Origin of the sequence: Streptomyces sp. NPDC085866, assembly GCF_044541035.1 — a bacterium.
GTDB lineage: Bacteria > Actinomycetota > Actinomycetes > Streptomycetales > Streptomycetaceae > Streptomyces.
Map to the genome: position 1 here is coordinate 1 of NZ_JBITSQ010000020.1, position 22,169 is coordinate 22,169.

The 22,169-nt window shown below is 71.3% G+C and carries 22 protein-coding genes; 10 read left to right on the forward strand and 12 right to left on the reverse strand.

Going from position 1 to position 22,169, the window contains the following annotated elements; translation table 11 throughout:
• Positions 1–498 precede the first annotated feature (498 nt).
• A complete protein-coding gene (locus ACIF83_RS38430; RefSeq protein ID WP_393475357.1) occupies positions 499–1,041 on the forward strand; it encodes a GNAT family N-acetyltransferase in 543 nt (180 codons plus the stop codon).
• A 76-nt stretch (positions 1,042–1,117) separates the two neighbouring features.
• On the opposite strand, the gene ACIF83_RS38435 is transcribed toward ACIF83_RS38430, so the two are convergent.
• From ACIF83_RS38435 to ACIF83_RS38455, 5 genes are all read right to left on the reverse strand, one after another.
• The gene (locus ACIF83_RS38435) at positions 1,118–1,591 is read right to left on the reverse strand and encodes a GtrA family protein (RefSeq protein ID WP_399734473.1); all 474 of its coding nucleotides are present in this window, start codon (positions 1,589–1,591) and stop codon (positions 1,118–1,120) included.
• A 41-nt stretch (positions 1,592–1,632) separates the two neighbouring features.
• Positions 1,633–2,298 (reverse strand): DUF4097 family beta strand repeat-containing protein, encoded by a 666-nt coding sequence (locus ACIF83_RS38440; protein ID WP_399734250.1) that lies wholly within the window; start codon positions 2,296–2,298, stop codon positions 1,633–1,635.
• A 246-nt stretch (positions 2,299–2,544) separates the two neighbouring features.
• Complete coding sequence (locus ACIF83_RS38445; protein ID WP_399734253.1) at positions 2,545–3,642, reverse strand: CU044_5270 family protein; 1,098 nt, start codon at positions 3,640–3,642, stop codon at positions 2,545–2,547.
• Positions 3,639–4,337 (reverse strand): RNA polymerase sigma factor, encoded by a 699-nt coding sequence (locus tag ACIF83_RS38450; protein WP_393475409.1) that lies wholly within the window; start codon positions 4,335–4,337, stop codon positions 3,639–3,641. Before ACIF83_RS38450 ends, ACIF83_RS38445 begins: the two co-directional genes overlap by 4 nt.
• Positions 4,338–4,669: 332 nt before the next feature.
• Entirely contained in the window at positions 4,670–5,353 is a 684-nt protein-coding gene (locus tag ACIF83_RS38455; RefSeq protein ID WP_393475350.1) for a hypothetical protein, read from the reverse strand.
• 245 nt (positions 5,354–5,598) lie between these two features.
• Between ACIF83_RS38455 and ACIF83_RS38460 the strand changes: the two genes are divergently transcribed.
• Positions 5,599–5,871 carry an SHOCT domain-containing protein gene (locus ACIF83_RS38460; protein WP_393475347.1) on the forward strand — a complete coding sequence of 91 codons (273 nt, stop codon included), beginning with the start codon at positions 5,599–5,601 and terminating at the stop codon, positions 5,869–5,871.
• Positions 5,868–6,494, forward strand: a complete 627-nt coding sequence (locus tag ACIF83_RS38465) for a hypothetical protein (protein ID WP_398138880.1) — start codon at positions 5,868–5,870, stop codon at positions 6,492–6,494. Before ACIF83_RS38460 ends, ACIF83_RS38465 begins: the two co-directional genes overlap by 4 nt.
• An 80-nt stretch (positions 6,495–6,574) precedes the next feature.
• Here the strand turns inward: ACIF83_RS38465 and ACIF83_RS38470 are convergent, their stop codons facing one another.
• Positions 6,575–6,649, reverse strand: a complete 75-nt coding sequence (locus ACIF83_RS38470) for a 50S ribosomal protein bL37 (RefSeq protein WP_100661309.1) — start codon at positions 6,647–6,649, stop codon at positions 6,575–6,577.
• Positions 6,650–6,745: 96 nt separating this feature from the next.
• Between ACIF83_RS38470 and ACIF83_RS38475 the strand changes: the two genes are divergently transcribed.
• Positions 6,746–7,915: a PP2C family protein-serine/threonine phosphatase gene (locus tag ACIF83_RS38475; protein WP_399734257.1), complete on the forward strand. Its 1,170-nt coding sequence runs from the start codon at positions 6,746–6,748 to the stop codon at positions 7,913–7,915.
• Between the two features lie 47 nt (positions 7,916–7,962).
• Here ACIF83_RS38475 and ACIF83_RS38480 read toward each other — a convergent pair whose 3' ends face one another.
• Entirely contained in the window at positions 7,963–9,327 is a 1,365-nt protein-coding gene (locus ACIF83_RS38480) for a pyridoxal phosphate-dependent decarboxylase family protein (protein WP_399734260.1), read from the reverse strand.
• 130 nt (positions 9,328–9,457) lie between these two features.
• Between ACIF83_RS38480 and ACIF83_RS38485 the strand changes: the two genes are divergently transcribed.
• Both ACIF83_RS38485 and ACIF83_RS38490 read left to right on the forward strand, forming a co-directional pair.
• The gene (locus ACIF83_RS38485; protein ID WP_399734262.1) at positions 9,458–9,949 is read left to right on the forward strand and encodes a MarR family winged helix-turn-helix transcriptional regulator; all 492 of its coding nucleotides are present in this window, start codon (positions 9,458–9,460) and stop codon (positions 9,947–9,949) included.
• A 54-nt stretch (positions 9,950–10,003) separates the two neighbouring features.
• Entirely contained in the window at positions 10,004–10,768 is a 765-nt protein-coding gene (locus ACIF83_RS38490) for an SDR family oxidoreductase (RefSeq protein WP_399734265.1), read from the forward strand.
• Between the two features lie 30 nt (positions 10,769–10,798).
• On the opposite strand, the gene ACIF83_RS38495 is transcribed toward ACIF83_RS38490, so the two are convergent.
• Complete coding sequence (locus ACIF83_RS38495; protein ID WP_398138877.1) at positions 10,799–11,764, reverse strand: LysR family transcriptional regulator; 966 nt, start codon at positions 11,762–11,764, stop codon at positions 10,799–10,801.
• Between the two features lie 137 nt (positions 11,765–11,901).
• Here ACIF83_RS38495 and ACIF83_RS38500 point away from each other — a divergent pair, with 137 nt between their 5' ends.
• Together ACIF83_RS38500 and ACIF83_RS38505 are read left to right on the forward strand one after the other, a co-directional pair.
• Positions 11,902–12,822, forward strand: coding sequence for a zinc-binding dehydrogenase (locus ACIF83_RS38500; RefSeq protein ID WP_399734268.1), 921 nt, complete (start codon positions 11,902–11,904; stop codon positions 12,820–12,822).
• A 46-nt stretch (positions 12,823–12,868) separates the two neighbouring features.
• Positions 12,869–13,303 (forward strand): nuclear transport factor 2 family protein, encoded by a 435-nt coding sequence (locus tag ACIF83_RS38505; RefSeq protein WP_393475324.1) that lies wholly within the window; start codon positions 12,869–12,871, stop codon positions 13,301–13,303.
• A gap of 19 nt (positions 13,304–13,322) precedes the next feature.
• Here ACIF83_RS38505 and ACIF83_RS38510 read toward each other — a convergent pair whose 3' ends face one another.
• The 4 genes from ACIF83_RS38510 to ACIF83_RS38525 all read right to left on the reverse strand — a co-directional run bounded on the left by ACIF83_RS38510 (position 13,323) and on the right by ACIF83_RS38525 (position 20,234).
• Positions 13,323–14,594 (reverse strand): M64 family metallopeptidase, encoded by a 1,272-nt coding sequence (locus ACIF83_RS38510; protein ID WP_399734271.1) that lies wholly within the window; start codon positions 14,592–14,594, stop codon positions 13,323–13,325.
• A gap of 263 nt (positions 14,595–14,857) precedes the next feature.
• Positions 14,858–17,176 (reverse strand): transglycosylase domain-containing protein, encoded by a 2,319-nt coding sequence (locus ACIF83_RS38515; protein ID WP_399734274.1) that lies wholly within the window; start codon positions 17,174–17,176, stop codon positions 14,858–14,860.
• Positions 17,177–17,196: 20 nt separating this feature from the next.
• Positions 17,197–19,539 (reverse strand): bifunctional polysaccharide deacetylase/glycosyltransferase family 2 protein, encoded by a 2,343-nt coding sequence (locus ACIF83_RS38520; RefSeq protein ID WP_399734277.1) that lies wholly within the window; start codon positions 19,537–19,539, stop codon positions 17,197–17,199.
• Between the two features lie 14 nt (positions 19,540–19,553).
• Positions 19,554–20,234 (reverse strand): hypothetical protein, encoded by a 681-nt coding sequence (locus ACIF83_RS38525; RefSeq protein WP_399734280.1) that lies wholly within the window; start codon positions 20,232–20,234, stop codon positions 19,554–19,556.
• A 466-nt stretch (positions 20,235–20,700) separates the two neighbouring features.
• On the opposite strand from ACIF83_RS38525, the gene ACIF83_RS38530 reads away from it, so the two are divergent.
• Together ACIF83_RS38530 and ACIF83_RS38535 are read left to right on the forward strand one after the other, a co-directional pair.
• Positions 20,701–21,318, forward strand: coding sequence for an RNA polymerase sigma factor (locus ACIF83_RS38530; RefSeq protein WP_399734283.1), 618 nt, complete (start codon positions 20,701–20,703; stop codon positions 21,316–21,318).
• Positions 21,311–22,132, forward strand: coding sequence for a hypothetical protein (locus tag ACIF83_RS38535; RefSeq protein WP_399734286.1), 822 nt, complete (start codon positions 21,311–21,313; stop codon positions 22,130–22,132). The genes ACIF83_RS38530 and ACIF83_RS38535 overlap by 8 nt, the downstream gene beginning before the upstream one ends.
• Positions 22,133–22,169 lie beyond the last annotated feature (37 nt).

Sequence of the window (22,169 nt, forward strand, 5' to 3'; positions counted from 1 at the left end):
GGCTTCCCTTCGGTGTTTCCGACTCTATCAGATCCTTTCGGCGTCCGATTCCCGGTCGGCGGGATTGTCTTCCCGGCTGTTGGGCCGTTCCGACGTCTCAAACCTTAGCGGATTCTCCCGGCCACTCATAATCGAGGTGATGGAGCTGAATTCACGCATGCGGGCATCCCCGAATTCAGTCCCGTTGGGAGACCGCGCCAGCGGTCCGACTTGTCGCCTACAGAACCGTCTCGGATCGAGGCAACTTGACCATGTTACGGAACTTCCTGGCTGGGGTCAAACTCCGCGGCCTGACAGTCTCGCGGCCCTCCGCCGCCCTGTGCCCTTCGCATGTCCTTCGGAGTGAACAGCCACGTACGCCGCATCGATGCCCACGATGCAAAGCCGAGCGCACCACCACGGCCGGAGTACAGGAGTCCCCGGGAAAGACCGGTGGGCCTGGGCCTGCCCCGGTTATCCTGCCCCGTCCTGAACAGGCCGCCAGGGAGGTCGTCCACCATGAGCAGCACCATGTCGTCCTTCCCCGAGCGGATCGAGCTCTCGGGGGAAGGGCTCGTCCTCCGCGACTGGACGGAGGCGGACCTGGCCGCGATGCCGGAGCTGTTCGACCACCCCGACATCGCCTACTGGACACCGATCGTCTCCCCCTTCGACGCAGCGGCCGCCCGCGCACGGCTGGACCGGGACCGGCAGCTGCGGGCGGAGGGCACAGCCATACTGCTCGCCATCACCGTCGACGGCGGCGCACCGCTGGGCGAGGTGATGCTGCGGCGTGCCCCCGAGGGCACGGAGCTCGGCTACGCGGTCGGCCCGGCGCACCGCGGCCAGGGGCTGGCGGCGCGGGCGGTGCGGGTGATGGCCGCGTACGCCTTCGAGCAGCTGGACGCGGGGCAGGTGATCCTGGAGCTGGAGGCCGAGAACGCCGGCAGCGTCGCCGTGGCCACCAAGGCGGGCTTCAGGCTGCTCGACGTGCCGCTGATCACGGGTGAGGAGAAGGGGCGGCCCTACGCCCTGCAGACGTGGGGTCTGAACCGCTCCTGACCGCTGCCTCCCCCGGGTTGTCGGGGGGACAACGGCGATCGGCCACGAGTGGGCAGCGAACTGCCGGGCTCGCGCCCTATGCCAGGACCAGGATGGGCGCGGCCGTCGTCCCCTGCTGTTTCCGGGAACGCGCAGTACTGGAGCGGCGGGTGGCGAAGACGTAGAGGCGAAGGATGACGAAGCGGCCTGCTCCGGCGAGGCCGGACGCGCCGAGGTAGACGAGCTGCTCGGTCGGCATGCCGGGCGAGGGCTGCATCAGATGCAGGACGCACATGGCGGCGCCGGTCGCCAGATAGGCGGCGGTGGCCGAGCCTGCGGACTGCCAGTGTTCTCGCCATCCGGCGCCGCGTCCCTTGCCGAACGTGTAGCGGGCGTGGAGTTCGGTGCACAGCAGGGTGGAGGCGACGGTGACGATCGCGTTCGAGACCGCCCAGGGCGTGATCACGGCCAACACCGGAACCGCGAAGCTGGAGAGGACCCCGACGCCGCCCCCGAAGATCATGAACCGTATGAAGGAGGCGATGGGGCCAGGGCCGGCCGGAGTCGCCATCTCGGGCTTCTGTGCGAGTGGCGACTTCACGAGGGCCTCCTTCAGAGACTGCGGGCGGTGATGTCGCCGTAGGCGGTGGTCGCGTGGATGTTCAGGCCGGCGGTGCCGTCGGCGTTCTCGAGCGCGTTGTGGATCCGGCCGTAGCCGGTGCCGGCGTCCAGGGAGGCGGAGACTCCGCGGGCGGCGCCGACCTCGATCCCGCCGTGCTCGGTGCGCAGGGTGACCGTGCCGCGCACGGCCTCGGTGATGCGCAGGTCGCCCTTCTGGGTGCTGATCTCCGCGGGGCCGCCCAGGCGGCCGACCGCGATGTCGCCGGCCTGAAGGGTGAGGCGGGCGCCGTCGGTCTCGTCGAGCCTGACCGTGGCCTGCGCGCCCTCGAAGACGACGTCGCCGAGCCGTCCGACGCCCCGGAGTTCGGCGAGGGCCGCCTTCGCCTCGACGCGGGAGCCGGCGGGCAACTGGACGGTCACCTCGACCGATCCGGAGTGTCCCAGGATCCGGTTCCTGGCCTGCGGGGCCTCGATCCGCAGGACGCCGTCGTAGGAGACCTCGATCTCCTGCGCCGCCTTGACGTCGCGGCTCTTGGCGGCGTTCTCCGGCAGGACCTCGACCGTGGTGTCGGCCCGGTCGGCGGCGATGAGCTGGATGCGTCCCGCGGGGATGTCGAGGACGGCCAGGACCGGGGCGGTGGTGTCGAACTTCTGCATCGTTCTCTCCTTCAGCTCACTGTTTCCGACACCGGAAAAGCTACGTTGCATTCATGAAGTCGGCAACACTGTTGTTGCACCCGAATGTCATTGCTGCAGGTAGAGACCGAGAAATCGTTGCAACGGTTTTGAATCTAACGCAACAGTCCTCACTGTATTCGTTGCAATGGATCGGGTCTGAACGCTATGCCGGAGACGCCGAACCCCGGGTCGACGACCCGGGGTTCGTTCGTCGGCCAGGCCGTGTCAGCCGGACTTCGACGGGGTCTGCTTGATGCCGTCGACGATCGCCCGCTTCATGACGGCGCTGGTGAAGGTGACCGTGCCGGGCTTGATCAAGGGGTTCGTTCCACCGACCGTGCGCACCTGGACGGTGCGTTCGCCGAGGAGGACGAGCGACTTCTTGTCGAAGATCCATTCCTCGCGCTCGCCGCTGGTGTCGTCGTACCGGGCCACCGCCACCCCGTGCCGGCCCGCCGCGTCGACGGCGTCCTGCACGACGACGACACCGGGGATCTTCTCGGCGGCCTTGAACAGGGCGGAGTAGAGCTTCGCGGGCGGGTAGCTCTCGCCGAGCAGGTCCCCGATGGTGCTGAACGCCTGCTGGTCGGGGGCGCGGCCCTGGCCCGCGGTCTCCTTGTAGATCTTGGCCAGGAGCGCGTCGGGGTCGGTGGTGAGCTTGGCCAGGTAGTCGTACGACGGGGCGGTCAGGGTCGCCTTCGGGGTGTTGCCCTGCTCGTCGGGCAGGCTCAGGGTCTCGCCCCCGGGACTGTCGCTGGCCGCGGGGTCGATCACCCAGCCCTTGGTGCCGTCCGGGGACATCCAGGTCTGGCGCCGGTGCAGCTCGTGGCTGGCCAGGGTGGTCTTGCCGTTGACGGAATTCAGGTAGCTGTCGGCGCTCTTGGACTCGATGTAGATGTACTGACCGGGCTTGACGGCCGAGTGGGACCCGTCGGCCGCCGCCAGCGAGATCCGGTCGAGCAGCTGGGGCACGCCCTTGGTGGTTGCGGCGCCGACCTGGGTGGTCAGGGCCGGTCCGGTGGCGACGCCGCCGTCCCTGACTCCGCCACCGCCGGACATCGCGTTCCCGGCGACGACCGCCGCGGCCACGGCCGCCGCCAGGGCGGGCAGCACGATCGCCGGGCGCGGCAGCCGGAACCTCCGTGCCTTCGCGGGGGCTGCCGTCGCCGTGCGCTCTTCCTGCTGCATGTCGTGAATCTGGGCCATCAGACGCTCCCTGTGGAACTGGTGACGGCCCGTCGGCAGGTCACGCGCCGTCCGGGAGAAGAGCTGTGCGCTCTCGTCCCACTCGGCCGGGTTCTGCCGGGACGTGTCCGCGTTCATCGGTTTCCTTCCTGCACGGGCCGGATCGCGTTTGTGCGTTCGCCTCTTGTCTGTCGGCCGGGGCTGCCGCCTTCCCGTTTTCCGCGCACTTTCTTGCGCGCGGTTCCGGTGGTGGGGCGGGACGGTTCGGCCGCCGCAAGGACCGTGGCGGCGAAGGGGCGCGCCGATTCGGCCTCGGCCAGCGCACGCAGCTTCTTGCGGGCCCGGGAGAGCCGGGAGGCGACGGTGCCGACGGGAATCCCGAGCGCTTCCGCCGCGGCCTCGTAGTCCAGGCCCTCCCCCAGGCAGAGCGCGATGACCTCGCGCTCCGGTCTGCGCAGCGCGGCGAGCGCGGTGAGGGCCGTTGCGAGCCGCCGCCGGTCGTCGACCCGGTCGGCCACCTCGTCGGCGTGGTCGGGCACCGACAACTCGGCCGCCGCGGCGGCGTTGGCCGCCGCACGGTACCGCCGGTTGCTCCGGTACTGGTTGCGCGCCGTGTTGGTGGCGATGCCCAGCAGCCAGGGCCGCAGAGAGCCCCCCTCGGGGTCGACCTTGTGGCGAAGGCGCCATGCCTCCATGAAGGTCGCGGCCATCACGTCCTCGGCCGTCGACCAGTCGGCGGTCAGCCGGAAGGCATGGTTGTAGACCGCGCGGGCATAGCTGTCGAAGAGCTCGGCGAACGCGCTCGATTCCCCGGCCCGTACCCGGGTACGCATATGAGTGCTCACCTCAATGAGCTGTCCGGCACCAGACACCGACTTCCCGTGACCTGCACCACACTTGGCGTGGATCCGCTCGCCCTCGGCCGCCGGCACCAGACAGGTGCGCATCCGGGCCCGCGGATCGCAGAAGGGGCTGTCCGCCCAGATCTCCAGCAGCGTGAGCGGACGCAGGCGGCGCTGATCGCGGGTGGAGGGTGCGGCGGCGCGCAACGCCACGGCGCCGACGCGTCCGATGAACCGCGTCCAGGATCCCCCTCCGGCCCATCCCGGCTCGCCGTCCGGGGTCTGAAATCAGAGTGGCGCCCGATACCTTTCCTGATGGATCGTCACATCGGGCTGCGCCTGTTGCCGATGACGTAGGCGAGACCCCACGCCGCAGCCGCGGCGATCACCAGGCCGAGCGGGGAGTACCAGTCGACTCCGCCGTGGGCTTCGCTGGTCCACCAGGCCTTGGCCGGGAAGAAGGGGTCGTGCCTCAGCATGTCCAAGACGAAGGAAGGTGTTTGGACGTCGGCGATGACGAGGGGGAGGGAGTTGGTGTAGCCGAAGAACGCGCCGAGCGCGGCGATGACGGCCGCGCCGATCCGGGCGCCGGCGCTGCGGCGGGCCACCGAGCCGACCAGGGAACCGACGATCGCTCCGTTGAGGAGTGCGTGGACCAGGTACAGGGTGTTGGCCGTCGTGAGCGACTGATCCTTGTACGTGGCCAGGTTGATGCCGCTGTAGAGCAGCGACACCACGACCGACACGATGAAGCCGAGGAGGACCGCGCCGACCGGACGGCCACCCGCGCTCGGCTGCTGTCCGAGGGGCGCTGCCTGAAACGGCGGTGCCTGGAAGGGCGGCGTCTGGAACGGCGGCGCCGGGTGCATCGGCGGCTGCCCCTGGGCAGGCGCCCATCCGTACCCCTGTGGCTGCTGCGGCGGGGCGGGCTGGTTGTACGGGTTGTAGGGAGCCTGCGGTGGCTGTGAAGGCGGCGGCGACGACGGGAACGGCGGCTGCTGGCTCATTGATTTCCCCCAACAGAGTGAACTGGCAGAAGCAGCAAGCTATCAGCGGGATCTGGAGGGGCCGCCGGACCCGTGAGCGGGCCGTGTGAAGGGCACTGTGGGGCGCCACACCGCCGGTGGGCCGGAGGTCGGGCCGACAGGAGGAACCGGAGGGCCCGGCACAGGGGCCGAACGGCCCTGGCACGTCCTTCGAGGCTGAAGGGACAGTGGACGAAAGGGACAGTGAGGGGGAAGCCTCAGCGGAGGTGAGCACAGTGATGTATTGGAACGGCGGTGGCTGGGCCTGGATGGTCTTCATGCCCCTGCTGTGGGTCGTGCTGCTCGGGCTCGTCATATGGGCCGTGGTCCGTCTCACCCATCCCGCAGGGCACGACAGCAGCAGCCACGGTTGGAAGCAGCCACCACGGGAGACACCGAAGGAGATCCTCGACCGCCGCTTCGCCTCCGGTGAGATCGACGCGGCCACGTACACCGAGGCCCGTGAACGCCTCGCCGCCCACGAGCCGGGTCCCCGGTGAACAGGCTGAAGGGCCGCCTGTTGCCGCTGACCGTACTGGTCGCCGCGGTGGCCGCGCTGATCGGCTCGCTCGTCTGGGTCACCGGCAACCGCTCCGCGCCGTACGGCCCCGGGACGATGACGGGTGTGCTGTCCCGGCAGGAGCCGGTGCACAGCATGGCCGACGCCGACCGTGCGGCGCAGCGCTTCGCCGGCCGCTGGGGTCTGCACGTCGGGGAAGTCATGCAGTTCAGCAACGGCTACTACGCCGAGCTCCTCGACCGGGGCGGCAAGCCGGCCACCGAGGTCCTCGTCGATCCGCGCAGCGGCGGCGTCCGGCTGGAGTACGGCCCGGCCATGATGTGGAACACCGCCTACGGCATGATGCGTGCCCCCCATCAGACCGGCACCGCAGCCGTGCGGCCCGACCAGGCGGTTCGGATCGCCGACCGCTGGCTCGGCGAGCACCGCAGCGGCCTGCACGCCGCCGAACCCGAGCAGTTCCCCGGCTACTACACCCTGCACACTCTGCGCGACGACCACATCGTGGGCATGCTCTCCGTGAACGCGACCAGCGGCCAGGTCTGGTACCACACCTGGCACGGCCGCTTCATCCGCATGCAGGAGCCCCGCAGCGGCACGTAGATCATGATCGTCGAGCCACGGGTCTTCTGCCCGCGCTGTACAGAAACCCCCAGGTCATGGACCCGGGGGTTTCCTCTGGCTCAGGCGTTGGGACGCTTGCCGTGGTTGGCCTTCTTCTTCTTACGAGCGCGTCGCTTGTTCCCTCGCTTGGCCATGATGCATATCTCCCTAATCCGGGACTTTCTACGCCGTCGCCAGTCTAGGTTCGGCCCGGAGTGTCCGCACCAGCTGGATGGTGCACTGTGGAAGATGTGGATGTCCGGCGATACGCGGCCGGTGTGCGGCAGCCGTGGCAGTCGAGCCATGCGCTGCTGGTGATCCCGATCGTGCTCATCGTGGTGATCACGACGGTGGACCAGATGGTCCCGGCCGACATCCATCTCGGTCCGCTGCTGGTCATCGCCCCCGCGATCACCGCCTCGTTCGCCGACGCCTGGCTGACCGGGTTGGTCGGTTTCCTGGCCGTGGGGGCGCAGGCGTACATCGGCTGGCACTTCGGCGTGCTGTTCAGCCGGAACGTGCTGGTGCAGATCCTCGCCCTGGCCGTGCTGTCTGCCATGACCGTGTTCTTCTGCGTGGTGCGCGACCGCCGCGTTCGCCAGCTGGCCCAGGTGCGCATGGTCGCCGAGGCGGCGCAGCACGTTCTGCTGTGGCCGCTGCCGGAGCAGATCGGCTCGATGAGGATCGCCTGTCTGTACATGGCGGCCGAGGCCGAGGCCCAGATCGGAGGTGATCTCTACGCCGCGACGCCCACCGACAACGGCGTGCGGGTCATGATCGGCGACGTTCGCGGGAAGGGGCTGTCCGCCATCGGCGAGGCCGCGCTGCTCATCGGGGCGTTCCGCGAGGCCGCCCACCACCACACCTCCCTGCCCGATCTGGCCGCCTCCCTGGAACGCAGCGTGGCCCGCAACCTGCCCGACCTCGGGCCCGACGAGCACGTGGGCGAGCGTTTCGCCACCGTGATGCTGGTGGAGATCCCCGACGAGGGTCACGTCACGCGGATACTGAGCTGCGGCCACCCCCCGCCCCTGCTGCTCGGCCCCGGCAGCGCTGTCACGGTCCCGGTGCACCCCGCACCCCCGCTGGGGATCCACGGGCCGACAGCCGGGGACTACACCGTCGACGTGTTCGCCTTCAAGCCCGGGGACACCCTCCTGCTCTACACCGACGGCGTCATCGAGGCCCGGGATGCCGGCCGCACCTTCTACCCCCTGGCGGACCGGGCCGCCCAGTGGGCCGGCAGCAGTCCCGAGGAGCTTCTGCACCACGTCCGCCGGGATCTGCTCGACCACGTCGGCGGATGCCTCGACGACGACGCCGCGCTCATCGCGCTGTGCCACGCGCCGAGCACCCACCACGGGCCGGGCCGCCATGTCGGCGGCTTCGGTCAACAGCACGGTGTTCTGCCGCCCGAGTGAGCCCTGCGAAGCGGTCGGCGCTCGGTCGCGACGCGGCGGACGTCGGGTCAGCCGGCCTGGGCCAGTCGCTCGACCCGGCTGTGCAGGTGCTCCACGTGGTGTTCGGACTCCGGCTTCATGAGGACGCTGCGCAGGATCCGCGCGCCGTCGGCATCCGCGGTGACCTTGGGATGGCGGGCGGCGAACGCCTCGCGGCCGGCCTTGAGGGTGCTCAGGAAGACGGGGTCGGGGCTCTCCATGCCGTCGGCCAGGATGCGGGCGGACGCCGCGTCGATGCCGGTGAGGCTCGCCGGGTCGACGGCGGGGAAGTAGGTGACGATGTCCAGCTGGGGTTGCTGGTAGAGCTCCAGGAGGTCCGACGCCTCGATCAGGTCCGCCCACTTCAGGGCGGCTCGCCGGCCGGCCGCCAGGACCCGGCCGAGGCCGTCGGGAGTGGGCGGCAGGAGCTGGAAGGTGAGCCACAGGGCGGCAGCGGAGGCGCCGGCGCGGGAGCACTCCAGGCTGATCTCGCCGAGGTGGAGCTCGGTCGAGGTGAAGTAGGTGTAGGGCGAGTCGTGCAGGTAGAAGCGGCCCACCTCGGGGTCGCGGAAGAGAACGGCTCCGCAGCCGTAGGGCTGGAGTCCGTGCTTGTGCGGGTCGACGACGATCGAGTCGGCCTGTGCCAGGGCCCGCCAGGGCTCGGGGGACAGCGCCTCCGGTCCGTCCGCGCCGGCGAGGAGGGTGAAGAAGCCGCCGTACGCGGCGTCGACGTGGACGCGGACGCCGTGGCGCTCGGCGAGGGGCAGGACCTCGTGGACGGGGTCGACGGCCCCCAGTCCGGTGGTGCCGGTGGTGAGGACGACGGTGCCCACGTCCCCGGTGCTCAGGACGTCCTCCAGCGCGTCGAGGTCCATCCGCCCCTCGCCGTCGGTGCGGACGGGGTGGCTCGTCATGTCCAGGACGTGGCACATCCGGCCGTGGGTGTAGTGGGCGTCGGCACTGTGGGCGACGCCCCGGCCGGGGTGGAGTTCGCGGGCGACGAAGAGGGCTTCGAGGTTGGCGATCGTGCCGCTGGTGGTGAGGTGGCCGAGGTGCGTGTCGTAGCCGAACATCGCGGCGAGCTGGGCGACGGCCTCGCGTTCCATCGCGGCGGTGGCGGGGCCGCCGTCCAGGGCATGGTTGTTGGGGTTGATCAGCATGGCGGTGAGGTGGCCGACGACCGCGGCGGGGTGCGGGGGCTTGAGCATCTGGCCCGCGTAGTGCGGGTGGAAGAAGGGGTAGTTGTCCTTCAGCCGGCCCGTGAACTCCTCGAAGACCGCGCCGAAGCGGTCGTCGTCCACCTGGAGGGACGGGTGGGGCCGGTAGGGGCCGAAGCCGTCGGCCCAGTCCTGTATCGCGTGGGTGGCTCGTCCGAGCCAGTGCTGCAGATCCACTGATCTCCCTCTCGCTCGCGGGTGGCGCCCACTCTAGAATTTCATTGACTGATCAGCAATTGACTACTCAGCAATTGAGACAGCAGTGGCTGAGGCAGCAGTAGATGAGTCGACAGTAAACTCGGCGGCGATGAACGCCACGCCCCAGCACGACGACGAAGCCGTCGCCCGCGCCGCCAACAGCGGGCTCGTCCGGGACTTCGGCCTGCTGATCAGGTCCGCCACCCGCCTGGAACAGCGCATCGACAGCGCGCTACGGCGGGAGTGCGGGATCAGCCACACCATGCTGGAGGTGCTGATACGGCTCGGCCGCCGACCCGGCGAGGAGGTCTCCCAGCGGCAGCTGGCCGACGACCTCACCCTGACCAGCAGCGGCACCACCCGCCTGGTCGACCGCATGGAGGAGGCCGGCCTGGTCCGCCGCACCCCCTCCCCCGAGGACCGCAGGGTGGCCCTGGTGGAACCGACCGCCGAGGGACGCGCGGCGTTCCTGCGCGCCGCGGCCGTCCACGCCCGCGTGGTGGAGGAGTGCTTCGTCAGGCCGCTGGCAGCCGACGACTACGCACGGCTCACCAGCGCGCTGAGCGACATCGACAAGGCCCTGCGCGAAGGGGCCGGGTAGGGGAACGGCCGACCGCCCCAGGATCCCTTCGACGCGACAGGTGAATCCCGACCCATGAACGACGCACAGAGCAGCCACGCCCCGCTTCCCCGGCTCGACGGCCGGAAGGTGGTCGTCACCGGAGCCTCCCGGGACTTCGGGCGCACCCTGGCCATCCGCTTCGCACAGTGCGGCGCCGAGGTGTACCTCTCCGCCCGTACGGCGGACGCCGCCCGCCGCGTGGCCGACGAGATCCGCGGCCTGGGCCACGACCAGGTGCACGCGCTCGCCTGCGACCTGTCCGACCCGGCTTCGATCCGGGCCTTCGCCGCCGAAGTCGCGGCGGTGACCGGCCACATCGACATCCTGGTCAACAACGGGGCCCGCTGGCTCGAGGGCACCGACCTGCTGTCGGCCACCGACGAGGACGTCGCGGACACGGTGGCCTCGGGCGCCACCGGCACGGTCCTCGTGGTGAAGCACTTCCTGCCTCTGCTGCGCGCATCGCGGCAGCCGGACGTGGTCAACATGATCTCGACCGCCGGTGTCCCCGGGCACCACCGCTCGGACGCCCACTCGGCGTTCTACGCCGCCAAGAGCGCCCAGGCGGGATTCGCGGACATCCTGTCCAAGCGGCTGCGCCCCGAGGGGGTGCGCGTCATCTCCCTGTACCCGCCGGATTTCGTGAACCCCGACCCGCTGTCCGAGGACTGGGAGAAGTCTCCGCGCGGTTCCGGAGACCCCCTGACCGCGCACTCGCTCGTGGAGTGTGTGCTGTTCGCCGTGTCCCAGCCGCGGGACTGCTTCATCCGCTCCTTCAACTTCGAACAGCTCGCCTGAGCGGGGAAGTTGACGACACTCGCCGATCCGCTACCCGGTCGGCGTGCTGTGGCCTGCGAGTTTCGAATGATCGATGTCGGGGAGCCAGTCACGCTGCGGTGAGTACTCCAACCAGCGCCGGGCACGGCCGACTTCGGTGAAACCGCGTAGCAGGGGGTCGAGCAGGGGGTGGCGGGAGGACTCGCGCCAGGCCAGCGACCACGCGTACAGCGGCGTCGGCTCGACGAGCGGGACACAGCGCAGGCCCATGTGGTCCGGCAGTGGTGCGTCGGCGGGGAAGAGGGTGAAGCCCTCGGGCTCGGTGCGGATGTGCTGCACGAGGTGGTCCAGGCCCAGGTTGGGACCGTCGTGCCGGCGCGTGATGTGGAATTCGTCGGCGAAGCGGCGCAGGAAGTCCAGACGGCTCAGTTCGGCCGGGGACCACAGGACGCTGTCGCGCAGGTCGGCCGGGCGCAGGGCGGGGGCGTCGGCCAGCGGGTGGGACGGGCTGACCACCGCGTCGACGGGTTCCAGCCGCACCAGCCGCTGGGTGAGACCCACGTCCCGGCCGTCGGGCAGCGGGTGCACCCGGCCGAATCCCAGGTCCGTGTCGCCGCGCAGCAGCGCCTGTGCGACCGACGGCCAGTCACGTCCCGGACCCGGCTCCCAGCGCACCGGGCCGAGCGCCTCCACCGCGTCGGCGACCGTGCGCATCGGCGCGTACAGATGACCCCACGTGTCGATCCGTACGACCGGTCCGGCGCCCGTCACCGCCGCGACCGCCCGCTCGCCCGCCACCAGCGCCTCGCACGCGGCCGGCAGGAACCGCTCCCCCGCCTCGCTCAGCCGGATGCCGCCCTGACGCTCGAACAGCCGCACGGCCAGCAGCTCCTCCAGCCGCGCGATGCGCTTGGACAGCGCCTGCTGGCTGGTGTCCAGCTCCTCCGCGGCCCGCCCGAAATGCAGTGTCCGGGCCGTCACGACGAAAGCGCGGACCAGGGCGAGGTCGAGGTCCATGCCCCTGACCCTATGCGACAACCCCGCGTTGTCGGCCCGGCCGCTCCGTTGTTGGCCGAGCCGCCGTCGCACCCGGTCGGATGGTCCCGGCAGACAGCACCGAGGGATGGCCCCGGGCCACCGAAGGGACGACCACGATGAAAGCCTTCGTACCGACCGGAGACCCCACCGTGCCGGTCGTGCTCGCCGACGTCGCGGAGCCGGCACCACGCCCCGACGAGGCACTGGTGAAGGTCGAGGCGTTCTCGGTCAACCGGGGCGAGACCTTCAAGCTGGAGCGGCCCGGCCCCGGCGACCGCCCCGGCAAGGACATCGCGGGGCTGGTGGTGCAGCCGGCCGCCGACGGCAGCGGACCGTCCGGGATCACGCGGGTCGTCGGGCACCCCATGGAGGGCGGCTGGGCGGAGTACGTGGCGGTGCCGACCGACGCGCTCGCCGTGCTGCCGGACGACGTCTGCGCGCTCCAGGGCGCTGCGCTGCCGCTGGCCGGGCTCACCGCGCTGCGGCTGCTGCGCGCCGCCGGACCGGTGCTGGGACGACGGGTCCTGCTGACCGGTGCCTCGGGAGGCGTGGGCCACTTCGTGACCGAACTCGCGGCCGCCGCCGGGGCCCAGGTCACCGCCGTGACCAGGGACGCCGAACGCGGCACCCGGCTCACCGATCTCGGCGCCGCCGAGATCGTCCACAACGTCGCCGACGCCCGGGGCCCTTACGACATCGTGCTGGAGTCGACCGGCGGACAGGCCCTCCCCCTCGCGCTCGCGCGGCTCGCCAGGCGCGGGACGCTGATCTGGTTCGGGCAGGCCGGCCGCACTCCGGCGACGCTCGACTTCTTCGACTTCTTCACCGGCCCCGAATCGGCTGTCATCCGCCACTTCCACTACCTCGACGCGGACACCCGCCTCGACGACGACCTGGCCACGCTCGTCCGGCTGACCGCCGAAGGCCGCCTGCACCCCGAGATCGGCCGCGTCGCCGACTGGGCCGACACCGCGACCACCCTGACCGACCTGCGCGACCGGCGCATCCGCGGCAAGGCCGTCCTCACCCTGTCCTGACCGGCGTCCGAACGACCGCACGCAGGAACGACCGAAGGAGCACCCCATGACCACCAGCGACCCCAGGGCCGTCGTCGTCCGCTACGTCGAGGCCGTCCGCGACGGCGACGCCGACGTCGTCCGCGGCAGCTTCGCCGAAGACGCGACCTGGCACTATCCCGGCGACCTGCCCATCTCCAAGGTGTGGCACGGCCGCGACGAGATCGTCGACGAGTTCCTCGGCGGCATGGGACCGATCCTCGTCCCCGGCACCCTGGCGGTCGAACTGGTCAGCACGATCGCCGAGGGCGACCGCGTGGTGGCCGAGTGGACCTCCAGGGCCACCACCGTGTACGGCGGCACCTACGACAACCGCTGCATCGGCATCTACACGGTCCGCGACGGCAGGATCGCCTCCGTCGTGGAGTACACCGACACCAAGCACGTGGCCGCGGCCCTCTTCCCGGACGACGACGCCCGCCGGCCCACCGGTACCGAGTGAGCCGGCGGCGGCTACCGCGTCACCGCACCGTCCACGTCAGCGAGTCGGACGTCCGTGCCCGGACCGCGGGGTCCCGTACGGCCGTCGTGCGGTCGGTCACGGTCGCCGTGACCTCGTGCCCCCGGCCGTGGACGCCCAGTTCGTGCGGCGTCACCGACAGGTCGCCGGTGGCCGACGGGACCTGTCTGCCGTCGACGTACCAGGTCAGTTCGAGGTCGGCGAGGCCGGTCAGCGGGGCGAGGCGCACGGTGATCCGCCGCCCCTGCGCGACCGGCCGGGACGTGGGGACGGAGGAGGTCAGCGCGTCCGCGTCGGCGTAGAAGCCGGCGATCATCGCCTCGCGGCCGACGACGTTGAACTCGGTCGAGGCCAAGGAGCGCATGATGGAGGTCTCGGTCGGCCGGTAGATGCCCGTCTCGTAGTACCCCCCGCCCTCGTACGCGCCCACGACCGAACCCGTCGGGTCGTCGGCCCCGAGCCAGCGGTACCACTTCGACGCGCCCGGGTCGCGGCGGAGCGTGAGGTTGGCCTCGGCCGGTTCATCGGCGTACGGGTAGGCACCGTAGCCCGCGTACTGGTACTCGTCGGCCAAGTGACCTATGGAGTGGCCCAGTTCATGGGCGCCTATGAGGTACGACCTGTCGTTCTCGGACGACATCGTCGCCACCCCGTGGAAGGGCGAGCCCGTCGGCAGGTCGCCGGCGGAGTAGCCCGCGCCGCCGTACTTGGTGGAGTTCGCGATGACGAAGACGATGTCGGCGTCCGGGGCCAGAGCGGCGTGCTCCGCGACCTTGTCCGGGTCGACGCACAGCAGGCGTTCAAGGCCGTCGCAGAAGAAGTGGGAGCCCAGCGCGGTGTCCTTGGCGACATCGGCCGTCGGGTCTCCGGAGACGCCCGAGTCGTGGGAGACGGCGCCGACCAACCAGATGTTGAACAGGCCTCGGTAGCTCCGGTACGGCTCGATGTCGAAGATCTCGTCCAGCTTCTCCTCGGCGTCCGTGGCGAACTCGCCCTGTTCGTCCGCGGTGTAGCCGTCGCCCATCACCACCAGGTCGAGCCGCCCGGCCACCGGCCCGGTCCGCTGGAGTGCCCTCACCGTCGCGCCGGCGCCCACCGGGTCCGGCGCGCGGCGGGCCGTCCGGGCGGGGGTGTCCGCCGGGACGGTCACCTGGCGGGGTTCTGCTCCGGGACCGGGGAAGTACTCGACACGCTGGGTGGGAGCGGGGGCGGCGCCGGCCGCCTCGGCCGGTCCCGGGTGCGCTCCGACGGCCAACGCCACCGCTGCGGTCAAGGCGGCTGCGACAGCAACGGTCCGGCACGTACGTGGTCTTGCGCGGTGCTGCACGGAGACCTCGCTTAAGTATGCAGTTAAGTAGACTTAATGGCGCGCTTAACCTAGAGGCTCGGGCAGCAACCGGCAAGGCCCGCAACAGAGTTGAGCGAGTCGTTCGCCTCAGAGGCGGGGTGTCCCGGGGAACTCCCCGTGGCCCGCGTCCGGTTCGGTGGGGACCGAACCGGGCGCCGGCAGCCGTTCGCGGTCCGCCCGGGTACGGCTCAACGGCACTTGTGCGGACGGCATTTGGGACGGAAGGTCGGAGCGCTCGGCCTGGGAGTGGCGGTGGGGGTCGACGCCTTCTTGCCGGGCTTGGTGCCCCGCTTGGCCGGGGACGCGGAGGGAGTGGGAGAGGGAGCGCCCGGCTCGTCGGCGCCGTGCCCCAGGGGCGTGGGGGCGGGGAAGGGCATGTCGGGAAGGCCGGTGAGGGCGTCGCGCATGTACTGGGTCCAGATCTCGGTGGGGATGTCCCCGCCGAACACCTTCTGGAGGCCGCCGACGCCTGCCAGGGACTGCAGCTGGGGGTGTTTCGCGTCCTCTCGGAAGAGGACCACGGAGGTGGCGAGTTGGGGGGTGTAGCCGACGAACCAGGCCGACCGGTAGTCGTCGGTGGTTCCCGTCTTGCCCGCGGCCGTCCTGCCGAGGGCCTGGGCCTTGGTTCCGGTGCCCCGGGCTATGACGCCTCGGAGCACGTCGGTCACGTGGTCGGCGACGGCCGACGGCAGTGCCCGTACGGGGACGGGGGCGGTGAAGCCGTGCAGCGCCGTGCCGTTGTGGGTCACCTTGGTCACCGAGTACGGGGTGGTCTGCGTACCGGAGGCGGCGAAGGTCGCGTAGGCGCCTGCCATCCGGATGGCGCTCGGTGTCGAGGTGCCGATGTAGAAGCCGGCGCTGGGATCGGCGAGGCTGCCGGAGCGCAGGCCGAGGGCTTCGGCCGTCTTCGCGACGTTGTCGTAGCCGACGTCCTCTCCCAGTTGCACGTACGGCGTGTTGACCGACTGCTCCATGGCCGTGCGCAGCGAGATGTAGCCCCAGCGGTGCGTGGTGTCGTTGTGCTGGTGGAGGAGGCCGGTGGGGTCCTTGTCGTCGGTGACGTAGCTGCCCTGCTGGTCCTTGATCTTGATGCCGTCGTCACCGTTGAACTTGCTGGCGGGGGTGACCGCCTGGGCAGGCTTGCCGGGTTGCATGACGGCTCCGTGCTGGAGCGCGGCGGCGAGGACGACCGGTTTGAACGTCGACCCCACCGGGACGCCGGAGGTGTCGGCGTTGTCCGAGTAGTGGGCCCGGTCGTAGCCGGGGCCGCCGTAGACGGCCAGGATCCTGCCGGTCCCGGGGTCCACCGAGGCGGCTCCGACCTGCACGTCCCGGTCGACCGACCGGTGGGCGGGGTCGAGCCGCTCCTTGCGCACGTTCGCGACGGCCCGGGACAGCTCCGCCGTCTTCTTCCTGTCGAAGGTGGTGTGGATCTGGTACCCACCCCGGCTCAGGCTGTTGTCGGTGACGGTCGGGTCGTGCGCCTGGACGTACGAGCGGGCCAGTTGGACCAGGTAGCCGGTCTGGCCGTTGAATCCCGAACCGGGGACCCACTTCCTGGGCGTCGGGAAGCCCGCGGCGGCGTACCGGGCCCGCTGCTGCGACGTCAGTCTGCCGGTCTGCACCATCCGGTCGAGCACCCAGGACCAGCGGGCCTCGGCCTTCGCCCTGGCCGTGGGGTCGGAGTCCGCGTACTGGAAGAGGCTCGGCTCGTTGACCGCCGCGGCGAGAAAGGCTCCCTGGCTCGCGTCGAGCTTCTCCACCGGGAGGCCGTAGTACATACGGGCGGCGGCCTGGACGCCGTTGGCCTGGCGGCCGAAGTAGCAGGTGTTCAGGTATCCCTGGAGGATCTGCTGCTTCGTCATGCCGGCGCCGATCTTGGACGAGATCAGCAGTTCCTTGAACTTGCGTGAGATCGTCTGCGACTGGTCCAGGTACGTGTTCTTGACGAATTGCTGGGTGATCGTCGATCCGGACTGGACGGAGTCGCCCTCGGCCATGTGGAGGAGGGCGCGGGCGATGCCCTGCGGGTCGATGCCCGGGTCGGTGTAGAAGGACGAGTTCTCCGCCGCGATGAAGTCCCACCGCACGTCGGCGGGCACCTGCCCGAGGGTGATGTTCTGCCGGTTGACGCTGCCGTCGGTGGCCAGGACGGTGCCGTCCGACCAGTAGTAGACGTTGTTCTGCAGCAGCGTCCCGGGATTGGGGTCCGGGATGGTGACCGTGGCGTAGGCGTAGCCGACGGCCGCTGCCGTGCCGCCGAAGAAGAGCAGGAAGAGCGCCAGCAGTTGGCGCACCGACGGCAGCCAGCGGCGCGGGCCCGTCCTGCTCCGGCGCGGGTAGTCGATCCAACGTTTCTTCTGTGGCGCCCTTCTTCTGGCGCGGCCCGTCAGTTCCTCTCGTGGGGCCTGGTCACGACGTGCGGCCCGGCGGCCCGTGCCGCGGTCACCCCCGCCACGCGTGCCGCTGTTGAAGCGCTGCGGCGGCCGGCGCCGGTGTCCGCTCATGGGCTGTGCTCACTGTTCTCTCAGTACAACTGCTGTGTCTCGTACGGTCCGGGCTGCCGGAAACCCGGGTGCGGCGGAGGCTGCGGAGGCTGGGGAAAGCCGCCGTACGACGCAGGCTGCGGGAGGGGGTCGTACGGCGCAGGCTGCGGACCGCTGTGATGCGGCGGCCGCTGCGAAAGGCCGGGGTCCTGCGCAGGGAGGTCCTTGCCGGGCGCCTCCGCCCCCGCCGGAGCCTGGAGGCTGCCGTAGCGCTCCATGCGCTGCCACCTCAGCCGGGAGCCCGACACGGCGGTGAAGACGGACTGGATCACCACCAGGTACATCAGCTGCCGGTACACGAACTGCTGCAACGGCAGGCTCCACAGCGGGCCGGGCCGCTCTCCGTCCAGGCGGAACGCGTACAGGCCCATCATGAGTTGCAGCAGCAGGAAGGCCAGCCACAGCCCGACGATCCGGACCGGGTCGAGGAAGAGCAGCCCGTACACGGCGAAGATGTCCACGACGGGTGCGAGCAGCGGCAGCAGCACCTGGAAGAGCAGCAGGTAGCCCAGGCCCCGGCGGCCGAGTTTTCCGGCCGCGCCGCGCTGCACGAGCGCGCCGCGGTGCTTCCACATCGCCTGCAGGGTGCCGTAGCACCAGCGGTACCGCTGGCGCCACAGGGCGCTCAGCGACGCGGGGGCCTCGGTCCAGGCCCGCGCGCTCTCCTCGTACACCACGCGCCAGCCGGCGCGGCACAGCGCCATGGTGAGGTCGGTGTCCTCGGCGAGGGTGACGTCGCTGACCCCGCCGAGGTCGAGCAGTGCCCGGCGGCGGAACGCGCCGACCGCTCCGGGCACGGTCGGCATGCATTCGGCGAGGTCGAACAGGCGGCGGTCGAGGTTGAAGCCGACCACGTACTCGATGTGCTGCCAGCGGCCCAGCAGGCCGCCGCGGTTGACGACCTTGGCGTTGCCCGAGACGGCGCCCACGCGGGGATCGGCGAAGGGCTGCACGATGGTGCGGACGGTGTCGGGTTCGAAGACCGTGTCGCCGTCGACCATGACCACCAGGTCGTAGGTGGCGGCGGCGAGTCCGGTGTTGAGTGCGGCGGGCTTGCCCGCGTTCTGCTGGCGGATCACCCGCACCGGCAGGTGCAGCGACTCCACCAGGTCGGCGGTGCCGTCGGTCGAGCCGTCGTCCACCACGATGATCTCGACCGGATGGTCCGAGGCGAGCAGTGAGCGTACGGCCGCCTCGATCCCGGCGCTCTCGTTGTACGCGGGGACGATGACGCTGACCGGCTCGGTCACCGGCGGCCCCCAGGACCGGCTCCGGGAGCGCAGGCGCCGGTGCCGGCGGGCCGCGACCAGCACGACCGCCGCGCGCAGCACGCTGATCGCTCCTGCCGCGTACATCAGCACGCCCAGCAGCCATACGGCCAGGTCGCCGCCCTGCAGCATCTTGATGAAGGCCATCCCCTGCAGACGGTCGCCGAGCCCGGCGGGCTGGACGGGTCCGGCCATGCCGACCGCGGCGCCGACCGTAGCGAACCGGAAACCGTGTGCCTTCAGCCGTGGGATCAGGGCGCTCAGCGCGGCGACGGTCTGGGACCGGTCACCGCCGCCGTCGTGCATCAGCAGGATCTGCCCGGCGTGCCCGTGCGGTGTCGCGTTCGCGAGGATGCGCTCCGCACCGGGACGCTGCCAGTCCTCCGCGTCCTGGGTGGAGAGCACCGTGACATAGCCCGCGGTGTCGGCTTGCCGGAGGACGGACCAGTCGGCGTCGTCCAGCGCGTCGTTCTTCGAGGAGTAGGGCGGCCTCAGCAGTGCGGTGGTGACCCCGGCGGCGCCGGCCACCGCCAGCTGCGTCTCCCGCAGTTCCAGGGAGCGCTGCCATGGGGCGAGGCGGGCCAGGTCGGGATGGGTGAAGGTGTGGATGCCGATCTGGTGGCCGTCGGCGACGATCCGGCGGAGCAACTCCGGGTGGGCCACGACCTGGGTTCCGACGACGAAGAACGTCGCGTGCACATGGTTGCGGCGCAGCACGTCCAGGATGCGCGGGGTCCAGACGGGGTCGGGGCCGTCGTCGAAGGTGAGCGCGATGGTGCGGGCCTGCGCCTTGGCGGTGTGCGCAGAGGTGGCGGCGTTCGCGATCACGGGGCCGCCGTGGACCACCTGGGTGGGCACCGTGTCGCTGCGGCCCCGGGGGCCGGTCACGGCGTCCGACGTGATGCGGAACATGTGGTGGGTGTAGCCCTGCAGCAGGAGGGCCGTCGACAGGGTCACCGCCAGCACGCTCAGCAGCAGCCAGTGCGTGCGGGGTGCGACCTGGCGGGTACGGCTGTGGCGGCGGGGCAGGGCCTTGCGGCGTCGGCGATCGGTCACGTCGGGGCCTTGGATCACTTCACGGGGTTGTGGGACGAACCGATGGCACGACCCTTGGAGGTGTGGGCGGGAGCGGGGGTGGTGGTCGAGGTCGGGGACGTGATCGTCGTGGGCCGGGACGTGGCCGCAGGAGCGGTCGACGCTGCCAGCCGGTCGGTGGGACTGGCGGTCTTCCGCGCCGTGGGGCCGGATTTCTGCCGTGCCGCGGCGGGGCCCGCGCTCCCCGCGGTACGGCCCGTGCCGGGCGGGGAGTCGGGTGCGGTCGCGCGAGGCACGGCCGGATGCGTGGCGCCCGACTGCGGCACGAACGGGGAGCTGATGCTCGGGCCGCCCAGCATCGTGCTGATCAGCAGGGCGACGTAGCCGCCGGCGGGGATCACCAGCAGCCGGGCAGCACGGAGCACGCGGCGCTGGCGGCGCCCCGAGGAATCGACGAAGACGGGCCGCTCCGACTCGCCCGTCGGCGTGTCCGGTTCCGGTGCGGGACGGCCGGATGTGTCGAACTCCACGGGCGGCGGCACATCGGTGCTGTACCCCGGGTGCGTCCACTGCGCGGGTTCCGCCGGGTACCAGGGCATCGGGACCGTTTCGGCGGTGGCGCTGCCGCCGTACTCGTGGCCGTAGGCATGGGCGTACCCGACGCCGCCGTACGGATCCTCGCCGTACCCTCCGCCGCTGTCGTTCGTCCACTGCACGAGTCGTGTCCCCTGTCCTGGCCGACCGACACGGTCGTCCACATGGACAGAGCGGACTCGGCCGGAAGTGTTACACCTCGGCCGGCAGACGCCTCACCAGCGAGCATGTGGGGGCGGCCGGAACCCCGTGCAGTGGGTGGGGTTCCGGCCGCCCCGTCCCTCTCCGCGCCGCTGCCGGGGGGAGTCAGCAGCGCCACGGAGAGGGGTCCGGGCAGTGGCGGATCGTGGTGCCGGCACCCGGCCGGGCAGTCGCCCCCCGGCCGCCGGCGCGGACCCGGTACCCACGCCATGCAGCGCAGGGGCGGCGCGAAACGTCACCCGGCCGGGACGTCGGCGACGTGAAGACGCGCCTGGGGCACTGTGACACTTCTGTGAGAACTGACGCTGGTCACCATGGGGGGCCGTCGACGCGACCGGAGCACGGCGGATGACGAACGCCATGAACCCCGTGCGAACGAGGACAGTCTTGGGCCAGGTACGACACCCCCGGCGCGTGCAGACGTACGACGCGGAACTGGGAGCGGCAGTCGCGCGGGCCCAGGACGGTGACGAAACCGCTTTCGCGGTCGCCTACCGGATCGTGCAGCCGAGCCTTCTCGGCTATGTGCGCGGGCTCGTCGGCGACGACGCGGAGGACGTGGCGTCCGACGCCTGGCTGGAGATCACCCGTGACCTCGGGCGTTTCAAGGGGGACGGGGCCGGGTTCCGCGGCTGGACGGCGACCATCGCACGGCACCGGGCACTGGACCATCTGCGCCGCCAGCGCGTTCGGCCCCGGGCGGGAGGGACCGAACAGGACGTACTGGACCTGCCCGCCCCGCACAGCACCCTCGACCTGGCCCTGGAGTCCCTCTCCACCGAGCGGGCCCTGGAACTGGTCCGCTCGCTGCCCGGGGACCAGGCCGAGGCCGTGCTCCTGCGGGTCGTCGTCGGCCTGGACAGCCCCGCCGCCGCACGCGTCCTGGGCAAGCGGCCGGGAGCGGTGCGGACCGCCGCCCACCGGGGCCTGAAACGCCTCGCCCGCCAGTTGGGCGTCGGCGGCGAATCGAACCCGTCGGACAAGAACGGAAGCGGACATGGGTGAACGGATGAGCGGCGGCGCGGTTCCGGGCCGTCGGCATGTGCACCCTGGCGGCGCCGTGTCGGATCCGGAGGACGTGCGTGAGGCCGCCGCGCTGGAGACGATGCTGGCCGCCGCCCTACGCGCAGGCGATCTCGACCCCGAGGCCGAGCAGCGGGCCGTGGCCGCCTTCCGGGCCACCCACGGCACGGCCGCGCACCGGGCGCGCACCCGGCGCCGGGACGACTGGCGGCCGGCCGCGGAGCGGCGTGCCGGGCGCTCGGTGAAGGTGACGTTCGGCGTGGTGTTCGCGAGCCTCACCCTGGGTGGTGTCGCGGTCGCGGCCATCGGTTCGACCGGCTCGTCCGCGGACGGAGCCGGTGCCGGCCGAGGGACCGCGCATCCGTCGGCGGTCGCCCCGGACCGGCCGGGCCGGGAGTCGTCGGCGTCCCCCTCCGGCAGGCACCGGCCGGCGGACGGCTCGGGCCCCGCCCAGGACACCGAAGCCCACTGCAGGGCCTACGAGCAGGTCGGGGAGCACGGCAAGGCGCTCGACGCGCGGGCCTGGCAGCGGCTCGTCGCGGCCGCCGGCGGGAAGGACAAGGTCACCGCGTACTGCTCCGAGCAGCTGGCGCGGGCGACGGCCACGCCCAGCAGACCAGCGAGCAGAGGCGAACCCGGCGCGGGTACCGCGGACGCCGGCAACGGCGCGGCAGGAAAATCCGACGCTTCCGGCAACGGCACGTCCGGCAACACCCCGGGCGGCACGGGCAGCACGGGCAACGCGGGCGGCGCGGGCGGCGCGGGCGGCGACAAGGGCAGCGGGAAGCACAAGTAGCAGCGAACGGGCCCGGACGAACAGGTCGTCCGGGCCC

Coding starts and splice junctions, on each gene's coding strand:
- ACIF83_RS38515 (WP_399734274.1), bottom strand. CDS start 17,176: ATGAGCGGACACCGGCGCCGGCCGCCGCAGCGCTTCAACAGCGGCACG.
- ACIF83_RS38440 (WP_399734250.1), bottom strand. CDS start 2,298: ATGCAGAAGTTCGACACCACCGCCCCGGTCCTGGCCGTCCTCGACATC.
- ACIF83_RS38485 (WP_399734262.1), top strand. CDS start 9,458: ATGAACGCCACGCCCCAGCACGACGACGAAGCCGTCGCCCGCGCCGCC.
- ACIF83_RS38430 (WP_393475357.1), top strand. CDS start 499: ATGAGCAGCACCATGTCGTCCTTCCCCGAGCGGATCGAGCTCTCGGGG.
- ACIF83_RS38505 (WP_393475324.1), top strand. CDS start 12,869: ATGACCACCAGCGACCCCAGGGCCGTCGTCGTCCGCTACGTCGAGGCC.
- ACIF83_RS38445 (WP_399734253.1), bottom strand. CDS start 3,642: ATGAACGCGGACACGTCCCGGCAGAACCCGGCCGAGTGGGACGAGAGC.
- ACIF83_RS38490 (WP_399734265.1), top strand. CDS start 10,004: ATGAACGACGCACAGAGCAGCCACGCCCCGCTTCCCCGGCTCGACGGC.
- ACIF83_RS38535 (WP_399734286.1), top strand. CDS start 21,311: ATGGGTGAACGGATGAGCGGCGGCGCGGTTCCGGGCCGTCGGCATGTG.
- ACIF83_RS38450 (WP_393475409.1), bottom strand. CDS start 4,337: ATGCGTACCCGGGTACGGGCCGGGGAATCGAGCGCGTTCGCCGAGCTC.
- ACIF83_RS38495 (WP_398138877.1), bottom strand. CDS start 11,764: ATGGACCTCGACCTCGCCCTGGTCCGCGCTTTCGTCGTGACGGCCCGG.
- ACIF83_RS38455 (WP_393475350.1), bottom strand. CDS start 5,353: ATGAGCCAGCAGCCGCCGTTCCCGTCGTCGCCGCCGCCTTCACAGCCA.
- ACIF83_RS38435 (WP_399734473.1), bottom strand. CDS start 1,591: ATGGCGACTCCGGCCGGCCCTGGCCCCATCGCCTCCTTCATACGGTTC.
- ACIF83_RS38500 (WP_399734268.1), top strand. CDS start 11,902: ATGAAAGCCTTCGTACCGACCGGAGACCCCACCGTGCCGGTCGTGCTC.